This is a genomic window from Sphingomonas aestuarii (assembly GCF_054457155.1).
On sequence record NZ_JBTKVV010000001.1, the window covers coordinates 104831 to 118666 of the forward strand.

At 63.4% G+C, this 13836-nt stretch carries 13 protein-coding genes and 2 tRNA genes; 11 read left to right on the forward strand and 4 right to left on the reverse strand.

All coding sequences use genetic code 11. From position 1 onward, the window contains the following. Positions 1-75 precede the first annotated feature (75 nt). Entirely contained in the window at positions 76-423 is a 348-nt protein-coding gene (locus ACX0GZ_RS00520; RefSeq protein WP_458812114.1) for a DUF952 domain-containing protein, read from the reverse strand. Beyond that, positions 420-3179: a DNA gyrase subunit A gene (gene gyrA / locus ACX0GZ_RS00525; protein WP_458812116.1), complete on the reverse strand. Its 2760-nt coding sequence runs from the start codon at positions 3177-3179 to the stop codon at positions 420-422. Before gyrA ends, ACX0GZ_RS00520 begins: the two co-directional genes overlap by 4 nt. Before the next feature lie 290 nt (positions 3180-3469). Here gyrA and ACX0GZ_RS00530 point away from each other — a divergent pair, with 290 nt between their 5' ends. Beyond that, on the forward strand, positions 3470-4741 hold the full coding sequence (locus tag ACX0GZ_RS00530; protein ID WP_458812119.1) for a tetratricopeptide repeat protein: 1272 nt from the start codon (positions 3470-3472) through the stop codon (positions 4739-4741). Positions 4742-4873: 132 nt separating this feature from the next. Here the strand turns inward: ACX0GZ_RS00530 and ACX0GZ_RS00535 are convergent, their stop codons facing one another. Next, the gene (locus ACX0GZ_RS00535) at positions 4874-5341 is read right to left on the reverse strand and encodes an Lrp/AsnC family transcriptional regulator (protein ID WP_458812122.1); all 468 of its coding nucleotides are present in this window, start codon (positions 5339-5341) and stop codon (positions 4874-4876) included. Positions 5342-5526: 185 nt separating this feature from the next. On the opposite strand from ACX0GZ_RS00535, the gene ACX0GZ_RS00540 reads away from it, so the two are divergent. From ACX0GZ_RS00540 to ACX0GZ_RS00585, 10 genes are all read left to right on the forward strand, one after another. After that, positions 5527-7200 (forward strand): sensor histidine kinase, encoded by a 1674-nt coding sequence (locus tag ACX0GZ_RS00540; protein WP_458812125.1) that lies wholly within the window; start codon positions 5527-5529, stop codon positions 7198-7200. Continuing rightward, positions 7201-8211, forward strand: coding sequence for a polysaccharide deacetylase family protein (locus ACX0GZ_RS00545; RefSeq protein ID WP_458812128.1), 1011 nt, complete (start codon positions 7201-7203; stop codon positions 8209-8211). Positions 8212-8262: 51 nt separating this feature from the next. Further along, positions 8263-8338 (forward strand) — tRNA-Ile (locus tag ACX0GZ_RS00550). Between the two features lie 72 nt (positions 8339-8410). Further along, positions 8411-8487: transfer RNA gene (locus tag ACX0GZ_RS00555), tRNA-Pro, on the forward strand. Positions 8488-8729: 242 nt separating this feature from the next. Beyond that, positions 8730-9101 carry a hypothetical protein gene (locus ACX0GZ_RS00560; protein ID WP_458812131.1) on the forward strand — a complete coding sequence of 124 codons (372 nt, stop codon included), beginning with the start codon at positions 8730-8732 and terminating at the stop codon, positions 9099-9101. A gap of 35 nt (positions 9102-9136) precedes the next feature. Continuing rightward, positions 9137-9454, forward strand: coding sequence for a helix-turn-helix domain-containing protein (locus tag ACX0GZ_RS00565; protein WP_458812134.1), 318 nt, complete (start codon positions 9137-9139; stop codon positions 9452-9454). Then, on the forward strand, positions 9451-10704 hold the full coding sequence (locus tag ACX0GZ_RS00570; protein WP_458812137.1) for a type II toxin-antitoxin system HipA family toxin: 1254 nt from the start codon (positions 9451-9453) through the stop codon (positions 10702-10704). The genes ACX0GZ_RS00565 and ACX0GZ_RS00570 overlap by 4 nt, the downstream gene beginning before the upstream one ends. A 263-nt stretch (positions 10705-10967) precedes the next feature. Next, on the forward strand, positions 10968-12053 hold the full coding sequence (rodA, locus tag ACX0GZ_RS00575; protein ID WP_458812140.1) for a rod shape-determining protein RodA: 1086 nt from the start codon (positions 10968-10970) through the stop codon (positions 12051-12053). Between the two features lie 174 nt (positions 12054-12227). Next, positions 12228-12434, forward strand: a complete 207-nt coding sequence (locus tag ACX0GZ_RS00580) for a hypothetical protein (RefSeq protein WP_458812143.1) — start codon at positions 12228-12230, stop codon at positions 12432-12434. 1 nt (position 12435) lies between these two features. Further along, positions 12436-12759: an HPF/RaiA family ribosome-associated protein gene (locus tag ACX0GZ_RS00585; RefSeq protein WP_458812146.1), complete on the forward strand. Its 324-nt coding sequence runs from the start codon at positions 12436-12438 to the stop codon at positions 12757-12759. Between the two features lie 212 nt (positions 12760-12971). On the opposite strand, the gene ACX0GZ_RS00590 is transcribed toward ACX0GZ_RS00585, so the two are convergent. Continuing rightward, the gene (locus ACX0GZ_RS00590) at positions 12972-13808 is read right to left on the reverse strand and encodes an AraC family transcriptional regulator (RefSeq protein ID WP_458812149.1); all 837 of its coding nucleotides are present in this window, start codon (positions 13806-13808) and stop codon (positions 12972-12974) included. Positions 13809-13836 lie beyond the last annotated feature (28 nt).

The following is a 13836-nucleotide window of genomic DNA, read 5'->3' on the forward strand; positions in this document are numbered from 1 at the left end:
CCTGGTCGAGAAATATGAGCTGGGGCTGTTTGAGCGTTTCTCGACTTCGCTCGAAACGAACGGGAGAGGAATCGCCTAACCCGCCACCGGCAACCGCACGTTGCCGTCCTCGTCGCGTTTCAGGGCACCATAGGCAGTAACCACGCACAATGGCAGCACGCCATAGATGTGCGGGAACAGCTGGCCGCCGCGCGATTCTTCCCATTTCACGCGGTTGCCCAGCGCTTCCAGATCGACCGCCGCAACCCACAAGTCGCTCTGCCCGGCGAAATGCTTGTCGACCGTTTCGGTCAACTGCTCGGCGGTGGACAGGTGGATATAGCCGTCGGCGATATCGACCGGCGCGCCTTCGAAATCGTCATCCTCCAGCGCCGCCATCTGGTCGGCGGTCAGCACCTTGAACGCGGTGACGGGGCGGTTCATTCGCCGTCCTCCGGCCCGGCCGCCAGATCGGTGCCGGTGTCGCCATCGGGAGCCGGTTCGCCGCCCTCGACGCCGTCGCCCAGATTGATCTCGGCCTCCTCCTCGGTCTCCTCGATCTTGGCCGCCGATACGACATGCTCGTTGTCGGCGACGCGGAAGATCGTGACGCCCTGGGTATTGCGCCCGGCGATGCGGATGTCGCCGACCGTTGTGCGGATCAGCTTCGCCTGATCGGTGACCAGCATCAGTTGTTCGCCATTATGCGCGGGGAAGCTGGCGACGACGGGGCCGTTGCGATCCGATGTCACGATGTTGGTGATCCCCTGACCGCCGCGATTGGTCTTGCGATATTCGTAAGCGGATGTCCGCTTGCCGTAACCGTTGGCTGTCACGGTCAGGATGAACTCCTCCGCCTTTGCCATCGCTTCGATTTTCTCGTCATCTAGAGTGCGTTCGCGATCGCCTTCCTTCCAGGGCGCGGCTCGCAGGTATTTTTCGCGGTCATCCGTATCGAATGACGTGCCTGTCAACACCGACAACGAGATCACCTCGTCATCGCCCAGCAGCCTTGCCCCACGCACGCCGGTCGAATCGCGGCTCTGAAACTCGCGCACGTCGGTCGCGGCAAAGCGGATCGCGCGGCCGTTGCGGGTCGCGAGCAGCACGTCGTCCGCCTCGGTCAGCAACGACACGCCGATCAGGCGATCGTCCGATCCTTCCTCGAACTTCATCGCGATCTTGCCGGTGCTGCGGATGTTGGCGAACGCATCCATCGAGTTGCGGCGCACCGATCCCTTGGCGGTCGCGAACATGACGTGCAGGTCGGCCCAGCTCGCCTCGTCCTCGGGCAGCGGCAAGACGGTGGAAATCGTCTCTCCATTCGCGAGCGGCAGCAGGTTTATCATCGGTCGTCCGCGAGTCGCCGGCCCGCCTTCGGGAAGGCGCCACACCTTCATCCGGTACACCTTGCCGTGGGTGGAGAAGAACAGCACCGGCGTGTGGGTGGAGGTGACGAAGAGCGATGTGATCGCATCCTCGTCCTTGGTCGTCATGCCTGCCCGACCCTTGCCGCCGCGCTTCTGCGCGCGGAACGTGTCGAGCGGGGTGCGCTTGATATAACCCTGCAGGGTCACGGTGACGACCATGTCCGCGCGCTCGATCAGGTCCTCGTCCTCTATCCCGTCGATCGCGTTGCCGATCTCGGTCTTGCGCGGGGTCGCGAACTCGTCGCGCACCGCGACCAGTTCCTCGCGCATGACTTCATACAGCCGCGCGCGATTGCCGAGGATTTCGAGCAGTTCGGCGATCGAATCGGCCAGCCCCTTCAGCTCGTCGCCGATCTCGTCGCGGCCCAGCGCGGTCAGGCGGTGGAGCCGCAGGTCGAGGATCGCGCGGACCTGAACGTCGGACAGTTTGTAGGTATCGCCCTCGATCTCGGTTTCGACCGCTTCGACCAGCTTGATGTACGCCGCGATCTCGGCGATCGGCCATTCGCGCTCGCTCAGCTTGGCGCGTGCCTCGACGGGCGACGACGATCCGCGGATGATGCGGACGACTTCGTCGAGATTGGTGACCGCGATCACCAGCCCCAGCAAGATGTGCGCCCGGTCGCGCGCCTTGGCGAGTTCGAATTTGGAGCGACGGGTAATGACTTCTTCGCGGAAGGTGATGAACGCGGAGAGAATCTCGCGCAGGCTCATCAATTCCGGGCGACCGCCGCGTATCGCCAGCATGTTGGATGCGAAGCTCGATTGCGCCGGCGTATGCCGCCACAATTGGTTGAGCACGACGTCGGGGGTCGCATCGCGCTTCAGGTCGATGACGATGCGGACGCCTTCGCGGTTCGATTCGTCGCGAATGTCGCTGACGCCCTCGATCCGCTTGTCCTTGGCGGCCTCGGCGATCTTCTCGACCAGCCCGTTCTTGCCGACCTGATAGGGGATTTCGGTAAGCACGATCGAACGCCGGTCGCCGCGCTGCTCGGTCGTATGGCGCGAGCGCAGGATCACCGAGCCGCGCCCGGTTTCCTGCGCCGAACGGATGCCGCTGCGCCCCAGAATGATCGCGCCGGTCGGAAAGTCGGGACCGGGGACGATTTCGGCCAGTTCTTCGCTGGTCAGCGGATCGCCGCCTTCGGTCGCACGGTCGATCGTCGCGATGCACGCGCTGACCACTTCGCCCAGATTGTGCGGCGGGATATTGGTCGCCATGCCCACCGCGATGCCGCCTGCGCCGTTGACCAGCAAATTGGGGAAGCGCGCAGGCAGCACAGACGGTTCGTTTTCCGAGCCGTCGTAATTGGGGACGAAATCGACCGTGTCCTTGTCGAGATCGGACAGCAGTTCGTTCGCGACCTTGGCCAGTCGCGCTTCGGTGTAGCGCATCGCGGCGGGCGGATCGGGGTCCATCGAACCGAAATTGCCCTGGCCGTCGATCAGCGGCACGCGCATCGCCCAATCCTGGGTCATGCGCGCCAAGGCTTCGTAGATCGAGCTGTCGCCGTGCGGGTGATATTTACCGATCACGTCGCCGACGATGCGCGCCGATTTGCGGTAGGGCTTGTTGTAGGTAAACCCGCTTTCGCTCGCGGAGAACAGGATGCGCCGGTGAACCGGCTTCAACCCGTCGCGCACATCGGGCAGCGCGCGGGCGACGATGACCGACATGGCATAGTCGAGATAGCTCGACTTCATCTCGTCGACGATCGAGATGGGGGAAATATCGGATGCGTCGGCGAGGAGCGTCTCGTCGGTCAAATTCTGGTGCTTTCGGGCTGTGTTTCAGTGATGCGACTGCTCTAGCGGTCGCGGGGGGCAAAGCCAAGCCTCGCGCGCGCCCACGCGGGCGCGTGCGCGCGGCATTAACTACGGTCGGCGGAGCCGATTGCGGGGCGGGGCGTTCAATGACCGTTCAGGCCGCACGGACTATCCGACGCAGCCCGGATGCGGGTTTGACCCTTGCATCGCCGTTATTTAGGGAGCGCCCCGAAGCCTTTGCCCTCCCAGTCAAAGGTTGTTCCGAGATTTCCCCTGAGGAGAGACATAAAATGCGTTTCGTAAAGGCCACTCTCGCCGCGGCCGTCGCCGCCGGCACCGTGACCGTCGCTCTGGGATCGGCCCCCGCCGTCGCCCAGCAGGAAAAGCAGGCCGCGATTACCGTCAGCGAGGAATTCCGCACGGCAGCCACGGCAGCGGAAACCGCCGTCAAGGCGCAGGACTGGAACACTGCGCGCACGGCACTTGCCACCGCGAGCGGCGTCGCCAAGTCCGATGACGAGCGCTATTTCGTCGCCGCGCTGGGCGTGCCGGTGGCCGCAAACCTCAAGGACAACAAGACGCTTGCGACCTATCTCGACGCGCTGATCGCAAGCCCGCGGACGCCCGCGGCCGACGTACCGCGCTACACCTTCCTGCGCGGCAACATCGAGTTCGAGGCAAAGAACTACGCCGCCGCGCTGCCGCTGCTCCAAAAGGCGCAGCAGGCCGGTTTCCAGAACGAAAATCTGCCGGTGATGATCGCGTCGGCAAATCTTCAGACCAACAATCTCCCGGCGGGTCTGGCCGCGCTGGATCAGGGGATCAAGGAACGCGAAGCCGCTGGCCAGAAGGCGCCCGAATCCTGGTATAACCTTGCCGTATCGCGCCTCTACGCCGCGAAGGATCAGGCGGGCACCGCCGAATGGTTGCAACGCCAGATCCGGGCCTATCCGACTGCCGTCAACTGGCACAAGGCGATCGCGGTGTATCGCCAGGGCGCCAGCGGAATGGACAAGGGCCAGACGATCGACCTGTATCGCCTGCAACGCGCGTCCAATTCTATGGCGAACCTGTCCGACTATATCGAATATGGCGATGCCGCGACCGGAACGGGCCTTCCCTGGGAAGCCAAGGCCGTGATCGATCACGGTCGCGCCAATGGCAAGGTGCCGAGCGGCAACGCCATCGCCAACGAGATATTGACCCAGGCCAATAACGGCATTCGCGCCGAAGGATCGCTCGACGCGTCCGAAAAGCGGGCACGCGCCGCCGCCAACGGCACGTCGGCAGCATCGACCGGTAACGCCTATCTGGCGAGCGGCAATTATCCCAAGGCGATCGAACTGCTCAACCTGGCGCTCGAAAAGGGCAGCGTGAATACGGACGAGGTGAATACCCGCCTCGGCATCGCCTATGCCATGTCGAACCAGAAGGATCAGGCCAAGGCCGCCTTCGCCAAGGTCACCAGCGCGCCGCGCAGCCAGATCGCGGGCTTCTGGCAGTTGTGGCTGGATACCGGTTCGACCGGCCCGGCACCGGCGACGACCGCGACGCAGAGCTGATATTTCAATCCGTCACGAAAACGGGAAGGGGCGCGAAACGACGGTTTCGCGCCCCTTTCTGCAATCGGCAATCGGCAATCGGGATGGCATGAAATCGGTGGGGGTTCGATCGAACCTCGTGGTCACCGCCTCTTAAAGTTCGGAAACCGGAATGCCGGGCATCTGCTTGGCCGTGCGGATCGTCAGCGATGTCTTGACGCTGGTGACGTTGGGCGCGGTCGTGAGCTTGGTGGTCAGGATTTCCTGAAAGCTCTTCAGATCGGTCGCGACGATCTTCAGGATGAAATCGATTTCGCCGTTCAGCATGTGGCATTCGCGGACTTCGGGAATGCTGGCTATATGGTCTTCGAATGCCGCAAGGTCGCTTTCCGCCTGGCTGCGCAGCGACACCAGCGCAAAGATCGTGATGCCGAAGCCGAGCGACACAGGATCGAGATCGGCGTGATAGCCGCGAATCGCGCCCGCTTCCTCCAGCGCGCGCACCCGGCGCAGGCAGGGCGGCGCGGTCAGTCCCACCCGTTCGGCCAGCTCGACATTGGTCATTCGACCATCTTCCTGAAGCAGCGACAGAATTTGCCGGTCGATGCGGTCGAACGCCATTCGGAACTCCCTTTCACGGCCGAAGGATTCGAACATCGGCTCGTGCCGGAACATAAGATAGTTGCCGCCAAACGCAATTGTCCCACTATGCAACGTCCCAAAAAATGCCGGTGTCAAACCGGCACAGCGCTGGATATGGCTCGGGATACGGCGCGGATGTTCGCGGCGATATGCAGGCGAATTAGGTGCGGTTCGACGACAGTTTCGAAACGGTACTGGCGAGCGACGTCGATTCCGGCGTGGCGGCACAGTCGGCCTGGCGGCAGATCGTCGATCTGGTCGCGCGCGGACGTGCGCCGTTCGACGATCGCGCGCGCCACCGGCTCGAATCGCTCCGCGCGCGCGTGCCCCGCGCCATCCGGGTGGCCAGCGTTCAGGCGCTGGAGGCCGCCAGCCCGCCTGCCGCGCTGATCGCGTTCCTGGCGACCGACGACGTTGCGGTGGCATTGCCGCTGCTTCGGGGCGCGCGGTTGAGCGATGCGGCATGGATCGCGCTGCTCCCCGAACTGACGCCACCCGCGCGCGCAGTGCTACGCAACCGCCGCGACCTGACCCCGGCGGTCGCTCGCGGGCTCGAAGCCTATGGTTCGACCGATATGGTGCTGCCCGCTGGCGATGCGGGTGCGTCTGTTGCTTCGGTTCCCGAGCCCGCCGCCGCGACACCGGTTCACAAGTCGCGTTCGTTCGTCTCCCTGGGTTCGGTGGCGCTCGACATGCCGGTGGTCGCCGAAGCCGTACGCCGTGCCGAATCGACCGCCGAAGGTCCGTTCGACATCGCCGAAGTCGTCGCGCGGATCGATGCCTATCAGCGCGAACGCGAACAGGCTCCGGCAGCGCCAGTGCCGCCCCCCGCGCCCCGCGCCGACAGCTTCCGGTTCGAAACCGACCGGGCCGGGGTGATCGACTGGGTCGACGGGATCAATCGCAGCGCGACGATCGGATTGTCGCTGGCCGAACCCGGCAACGATCATGTCGGTGGCGACGCGGTGGTTGCGGGCGCGCTTCGTCGCCGCGCGTCATTCCGCGATTCGCGGTTGCGGGTGGGCGGAACGTCGGATGCGGCGGGCGACTGGTTGCTGTCCGGCGTTCCGGCGTTCGATCCGGCCAGCGGACGGTTTATCGGCTATCGCGGCACCGCCCGGCGTCCGCGCGTGCACGAGCGCGCCAACCGGTCGTCCGGCCCGCCCGCCGAATCGATGCGTCAGCTCGTCCACGAACTGCGCACCCCGGCCAACGCCATTTCCGGTTTCGCTGAAATGATCGAAAGTGAAATCCTGGGGCCGGTCCCCGGCATCTATCGCAAACGGGCAACCGTGATCCGCGAACAGGCCAGCCTGTTGATCGCCGCGATCGACGATCTCGACCTCGCCGCGCGGATCGAGGGGAACAGCCTTGAATTGCGACCGCAGGCGATCGCGGTCGGCGATCTGATGCGCGGCGTCGCGAACGATCTGGGCGATCTGCTCGCGCTGCGCGGCGCGGCGTTCGCGATCGAGGACGGCGACGCCGAAATCGATGGCGACCGACGCGCGGTCGAACGGCTGGTCGGACGGCTGTTCGCCACCCTCGCTGCCGCCTCAGGACGCGACGAGCGGATCGATGTTCGGATCGAACAAGCGGGCGCGCTCGTCGCGATCGACATCGCGCGCCCGGCCGGGCTCGACATCGAAGCGCTCGATTCGGCGGAAGGCGAAACGCGCGACGCCGTGCTGCTCGGCGCGGAATTTGCGCTGCGACTGGCGCGCAATCTGGCGCACGAACTGGGCGGGGCGTTCGAGATCGGGGCCGATCGGTTGCGCCTGACGCTCCCCGCCGCAAGCCGGGTTGCGGCCACCAACGGATCGCGGCATCAACCGTGAATGACCGGCGACGCCCGCGGCTATCGGCCTGAACCCCCTGCGATCGACCGGCATGTTCGGTGGCCCGACGATTTCGGGACGCGCTTCACCATCATGGTCGATACCGAAGAGGAATTCGACTGGTCCGCGCCGTTCAGTCGCGACAACCGATCGACCCAGGCGATCGCGGCGTTGCCGGACGCGCATCGCCGCTTTGCCGAACGCGGGATCGGCATCACCTATCTGGTCGATCATCCGATCGCCACGTCTCCCCTGGCGGTCGAAACGCTGACCGAGTTGCTGCGCGACGGACGATCGGCGATCGGGGCGCAGCTTCATCCCTGGGTGACGCCACCGTTCGATGAAACCGTCAACGATCGCAACAGCTTTGCAGGTAATCTCGATTCGCGGCTCGAACATGCCAAGATCGCGGCGCTGACCGGCGCGATCGTTTCCGCATTCGGCGTGGCGCCACTCATTTACCGTGCCGGGCGCTATGGGCTGGGGCCGCACAGCGCCGCCAGCCTGATCGCGCATGGCTATCGGATCGATAGCTCGATGCGTGCGCGATATGACTATTCCGGCATTGGCGGCGCCGATTATCGCGCGATCGGCAATGCGGGCTTCTGGATCGACCGCGACCTGATCGAACTGCCGCTGACCAGCATCTTCACCGGTCGCTTGCGCACGTCGGGCACGGCACTCCATCCCATGCTGGCGCGGGTTCCCTATGGCCCGGCCATCGCCGCGCGCAGCGGACTACTCGCGCGGGTCGCGTTGACGCCGGAGGATATGCCGCTGGCCGATGTGCTGGAGGCGATACGGGTTGCGGTCGGGGAGGGGGAGCGGCTGCTCAATTTCTCCTTCCATTCGCCCAGCGTCGCACCGGGCCACACCAGTTTCGTTCGCGATGCCGGTGACCTGGCTGCGTTTCATCGCTGGTGGGATCAGGTGCTGGCGCTGCTCGATCGCCTCGGCGTGCGCAGCGCCAGCCATGATGAATTGATTGAAGCGCTCGACCGGGCAGGGTGACAGCCCCTTGCGGCGGCTGCGTTCCATCCGCTATCGCTCGCGCCGCTGGAGGGGCCTGTAGCTCAACGGTTAGAGCTGGCCGCTCATAACGGCTAGGTTGCGGGTTCGAGTCCTGCCGGGCCCACCAGCCGCATTATCGACGCCACGCCCGCATTTGGGTTGCGCTTGTGCGACGATGCAGGCAAAGCGCACGCGATGTCGGGGAGTGGCGCAGGCTGGTAGCGCACCTGGTTTGGGACCAGGGGGTCGCAGGTTCGAATCCTGTCTCCCCGACCACTTTATCGCAAAACACACGGATTTCCGGCACTTTGCGCGGTCCGATTTGCCGGGTTGGTCCCATGGCACATACCCATGAGCACCCCCCAAGAATGATCGGCCCGCGCGCGAAAGGCGAAGTCCGATCATGTGCTCGATACCCTATACCCGCCGCGTCAATGGCCGCTATGGCCAATTAAGCGCGGCGTCGCGTCCTTTTACGAACGGGCGTGGACGCCTGTGGTCGATTACCTCCCTACCACATGCCCCAGCCTCCGGCACCGAGCGGCAAGGGCGCGGATACTCATTCGATCCGTGCACTTGGCAGCAGCTTCTACGAAGTCGATGGCGTCAATGAAATCCTGCGCGCGGATGTCATGGGGCACGCGCGCACGGGCACCAACGCCAAACATTATTCGAAGCGAATTCAGACCGAAGGACTGGCGGTGGTCCTGCGCGAGCGGCGCGAGTTCATGGAGCGTTACGTTCCGAACATTACCAGCCAACTGGCCCCCAGCACGATCCGGCTGTTGCCGCTAGATTTACGGTCGCGGGCTGGTTCACCCCGGTTGCGAAAACAGCGCTCGGACGCAAGGAGGCGGGTAGTTACAGCTTGCCGAAATAAGAGCATTTAATTGACAAACAGTATCTAAATGTCCATATATGGGCGATGTTAGCAACGCCCTCGGAACTGACCACCGGCCTCGGCGCGCGTATCCAGGCGCGCCGGGCCGCGATGGGGATCACTCAAACCGAGGCGGCGCGTCGCTCTGGTGTGTCCTACAGCACCTGGCGTCGGATGGAGACGATCGGCAAGGCCTCGATCGAGGATATGGTGCGTGCCGCTCTGGTGCTGCGGTGTGAGCATGACCTCGACGGACTGTTTCGCGCGCCTCCTGCGGCCTCGATGGATGATCTGTTGAAGCAACAAGCCAAGGCGAAGGCGCCCAAAGTGCGTCGACGCGCACGATCCGGGAACAGCGTGTGACAAAGTTAAGCCCGGGATCGCCGCTGGCAATCGGCTTACGATTTGCAGACGCTGCGGGTGATGATCCGGTTGGCCGCGTCGTCATGGCGGGCGGCCGTGCCATGTTGGAGTGGAGCGACGCATATCTTTCCAGCACGCCCCACGTATCGCCGTTGCTCTATCCACCGGAGCGCGGGTTGATCGAAGCACGAAGCCGTGACTTCGAAGGACTTCACGGATTTCTGGCTGACAGCCTCCCCGACGCTTGGGGAGCGCTGCTGATGACACGCCGGGTCGAACGCTTGGGCACGCGCTGGGCCACGCTCGATCCGGTCGACCGCCTGGCGCTGGTCGGCGAGCAAGGACGCGGTGCGCTCACCTTCGCGCCGGTGACCACGCCGCCTGCCGATGCGGCCACGCTTGATCTTGCGGCGCTTGCGACCCAGTCCCGCTCCATTCTGCTCGGCGAGCACGCGCCTCTCGGAGATACGTTAGCGTTGCTCGGCGGCGCGTCCGGCGGCGCGCGGCCCAAGGTGCATGTGAGCTTCGGACCCGATGGCCAAGTCGGCATCGACGACGGTGAAAGCGCCGTCGGCTTCGAAAGCTGGATTGTGAAATTCCCGGCGCTTGTCGATCCGGTCGATATCGGCCCGGTCGAACAGGCATATGCCACGATGGCAAGAGCCGCAGGGATCGACATGGCCGAAAGTCGATTGCTGACGGTGGGTGAGGGGCCGGGCTATTTTGCGACCCGCCGATTCGACCGACCTGCCCCGGGGCATCGACTGCACATGATCAGCCTAGCGGGAGCCATCGAAGCACCGCCGCATACGCCAAGCATTGATTATGAAGGGTTTCTTCGTGCGACGCTGGCGATCACGCGCGACGTGCGTGACGTGGAAGAAGCGTTTCGCCGGATGGTCTTCAACGTGCTTGCCAGCAATCGCGACGACCACACCAGGCAGCATGCCTTTTTGATGGACGCAGCCGGCGCTTGGCGCCTTGCGCCTGCCTATGACCTCACCTTTTCCGCAGGGCCGGGAGGGGAACATTATCTTGCCGTTGCGGGGGAGGGACGTGCACCAGCCCGCGCTCATGTGGAACAGGTGGGACGGACGCACGGTATCGCGTCAGCACGCCTCGCGGAAATTATTGATGGCGTCGCCGCAGCCATCGCAGACTGGCCCGTTCACGCAGGCGAGGCCGGAGTCGAAGCATCGCGTGCGAATATCGGCAGTCGACTGGAAAGCGTCCGCGCGGATTTTCGATAGGGTCTGCGCTTTCCGGTAAACGAGCGCACGATATATCCACCGAACGGTCATCGTGCACTCCGGCCACTCGACGCAAGAACTGACACCGAGCCAAATCCCTTAAGCGCCTCTTCTGGATCTTTTCCTCCTGAAGGGTTGCGCAACGGGCGACCGAACGGCCAGAAGAACGCGCATTCGCACCGCGGGCGCCAAGCGCGCCTGTTCGATTTCTTCCTGTTCCAGGGTTTGCTTTGCACGGAATATTGCCCGCTGCCGTCCGATCGATGCCATGGTTGATGCTGTTTGCGGTGCTGGCGATCACCGCGGCAGGAACAGCGACGCTATATTCCGTCGCCGGCGGGGAGATGTCTCCGTGGGCGAGCCGACATGCGTTGCGATTCGCGGTGCTGTTCGTGGCGATGCTGGCAATTTCACGCATGCCCGTGCGGGTGCTGCGCGAGTATGCATATCTATTCTTCGGCGGGGCGCTGTCGCTGCTGATCCTGGTCGAAGCGATCGGGCAGGTAGGCATGGGCGCGCAACGCTGGATCGACCTGGGTCCCATCCGGCTGCAACCTTCCGAATTCATGAAGCTCGCCTCTGTGTTGGCGCTTGCGCGGTTTTACGACACCGCTCCGCCCAAAAGCATCAGCCGCGCGGTCGTGCTGGCGATCCCCGTGACGATGATCGCGCTGCCCGCCGGCCTGGTCATGCTGCAACCCGATCTGGGAACCGCCATCATGATCCTGGTTGCCGGCTTCACGATCATATTTCTGGGCGGAACTGCGATGCGCTGGTTTGCAGGTGCGGGGCTGGTGCTGATGGCGGCGATGCCGCTCGGCTGGTCGCGTTTGCACGATTATCAGCGCAACCGGTTGCTGGTCTTCCTGGATCCCGAAAGCGATCCGCTGGGCGCTGGATATCATATCGCCCAGTCGAAGATCGCAATCGGATCGGGCGGGCTGTTCGGCAAGGGCTTCCTTCAGGGCACGCAGAGCCAGCTCGCTTATCTGCCTGAGACGCACACCGATTTCATCCTGGCGGCGATGATGGAAGAATGGGGCTTGGTGGGCGGGCTTACCGTGCTGGCCGCATATGCGATGCTGATCGCATGGGTGATGCGACGCGCAGAGGCGGCGCGCACCAGCTTTGCCCGGCTTGTCTGTGCGGGACTTGCGGTGACGCTGTTCCTTTATGTCGCAATCAACATGGCCATGGTGATGGGGCTGGCGCCAGTTGTGGGCATTCCATTGCCGCTGCTGTCCTATGGTGGATCAGCGATGATGACGGCGATGATCCTGCTGGGCATCGTGATGGCGATCCACCGCGAAGAAAAGCGGGCTGGTGAAGGCGGCGCCAGCCTGATCTGAAATGCATCTGGCTTCGAGCAAATGTGAAGGGATGGCAGCCGACAAAAAAAGGCCGGCGCACCCCCAGCTCATTCACATGCCGGCGCTCGACGACGGTGGCCCTCTTCGAAAGCGGAACCTGGCATGCCGCGCCACGTTAGTTGAGGTACATCCAATTATGAGGTGGGGCCGATCATGTCAGCCAACAAGCAACAGGACATCGCCGAGAAGGCACTTGAGCTCAAGCAGGGCCAAAAGGACGATGCCGACTATCTGCAACATCAGACCAAAACATCCGGCGAAGGCCAAATTTCGGAGCGCAACACCCACGAACCCGTAATGGGCGCTTTTGACAGTGAAGGTCACCGACCCGTGCTCGAACGTAGCCGGAAGGTGCGCTAAATTGGAAATCCAGTTCAATAGCGACAACGCCGTGGATGGCGGCGATCATCTCGCAACGCAAGTAAATGAGCGCATCCGCGAGCGCCTGGACGCTCGGTTTGGCTCCCGCTTGACGCGGATCGAGGTTCATGTGCGGGATATCGATGGCACGTCAAACGGCCCTGAGGGGATCGAGGCAAGGATCGAGGCGAGGCCGTCGAACGGTTCGCCAATCGCCGTCAGTGCGCGCAACAGCGGCCCTATGGAGGCGGTAAATTCGGCTCTGGGAACGCTGGTAACCCGTCTGGATGCGGTGTTCGGCAAGTCAGAGCGCCATCGTAAATAAAAGGCGCCAACACCTACTGGTCTGGGGGGCAGTCACAGACCAGTAGGCCGATTTTGCTGTTCGTTGCGGATCTATATGCTCGCACTGAATGCGCGCTTGCAGCCGCGTAGGAACTCAGGCGGCGCTGGATAACCAGCGATACGAATGCCTTTGTGTCCCACATAGTCTTTTGACGGCTGACACGTGGCAACGTTCCGCGATGACACCGATCGTCACTGCTCGGCCCGTCCAAACAAGCGCTCAGGTGCCTTGCTTTCGTTTGCCATGAACTGCGCTGGTCCCATGCCAGTAAAGGCGACAAAATCACGCTTCATATGTTGGTAGTCATGATAACCGGCATCGATCGCCATCGCCCAAAGGCTTTCGGGCAATTGCCGGTTCGACATTCGTATGGTTCGATCGAAACGCGCAATACGACCAAACAATCGCGGACCGACGCCGACCCGCTCGGCGAATAAACGGTGTAGGTGCCGTGGCGTCATGCCCAAGCTTGCCGCTACGCTGTCAATGGACAGTGAAGATTCTCCTGCAAGTTGCTCAGCTGCCCAAGAAAAGGCGCGCGCAGATGTTTGCGGTGCGCGATGGTCGATTGCCAGAAGGTAGCGCTCGGCCAGCGCGATCATCCTATCTGGATCCTCGGTATCGGTGATCGCGTCGGCCAGCTCACGGATTCCCAATGGAAAGACGGCTTCGGCATCCAGGTGCAGGTCAGTCAGTTTGCTGGCCGGCAGGCCTACCAGACGGTGCAGCGCGCCTGGGGCGAGTTCGATCTGATAAACGCTGAAGTCGTGGCCGCCGGTTCGATTGGTCATCAACGTTGGCTGCCCGATCAGTGCAACGCGCGGCTTCATGACCGCGGTCGAATCACCGCCGCCTCGAACCCATTCCGGATCGCGCGGGTAAAAAGCGAGAGCCATTGCCGGACGCGGCCAATAGGGTTTGGCTGGCACCGGATCGCGCGGATCGAACCTGAAGCGGATTATCTGATGGCAACCAATAAGATGCCGCAGTGCCGCACCGGGTTTCCGAAACAGGAAAAGCGGTTCCATTTCACTATGGTCGCGCCGTCACCCACAA

What these genes read in the sequence shown, in the direction of transcription:
- ACX0GZ_RS00520 (WP_458812114.1), bottom strand. Translation starts at nt 423, where the DNA reads ATGAACCGCCCCGTCACCGCGTTCAAGGTGCTGACCGCCGACCAGATG.
- ACX0GZ_RS00530 (WP_458812119.1), top strand. Translation starts at nt 3,470, where the DNA reads ATGCGTTTCGTAAAGGCCACTCTCGCCGCGGCCGTCGCCGCCGGCACC.
- ACX0GZ_RS00535 (WP_458812122.1), bottom strand. Translation starts at nt 5,341, where the DNA reads ATGGCGTTCGACCGCATCGACCGGCAAATTCTGTCGCTGCTTCAGGAA.
- ACX0GZ_RS00545 (WP_458812128.1), top strand. Translation starts at nt 7,201, where the DNA reads ATGACCGGCGACGCCCGCGGCTATCGGCCTGAACCCCCTGCGATCGAC.
- ACX0GZ_RS00560 (WP_458812131.1), top strand. Translation starts at nt 8,730, where the DNA reads ATGCCCCAGCCTCCGGCACCGAGCGGCAAGGGCGCGGATACTCATTCG.
- ACX0GZ_RS00565 (WP_458812134.1), top strand. Translation starts at nt 9,137, where the DNA reads ATGTTAGCAACGCCCTCGGAACTGACCACCGGCCTCGGCGCGCGTATC.
- rodA (WP_458812140.1), top strand. Translation starts at nt 10,968, where the DNA reads ATGCCATGGTTGATGCTGTTTGCGGTGCTGGCGATCACCGCGGCAGGA.
- ACX0GZ_RS00580 (WP_458812143.1), top strand. Translation starts at nt 12,228, where the DNA reads ATGTCAGCCAACAAGCAACAGGACATCGCCGAGAAGGCACTTGAGCTC.
- ACX0GZ_RS00590 (WP_458812149.1), bottom strand. Translation starts at nt 13,808, where the DNA reads ATGGAACCGCTTTTCCTGTTTCGGAAACCCGGTGCGGCACTGCGGCAT.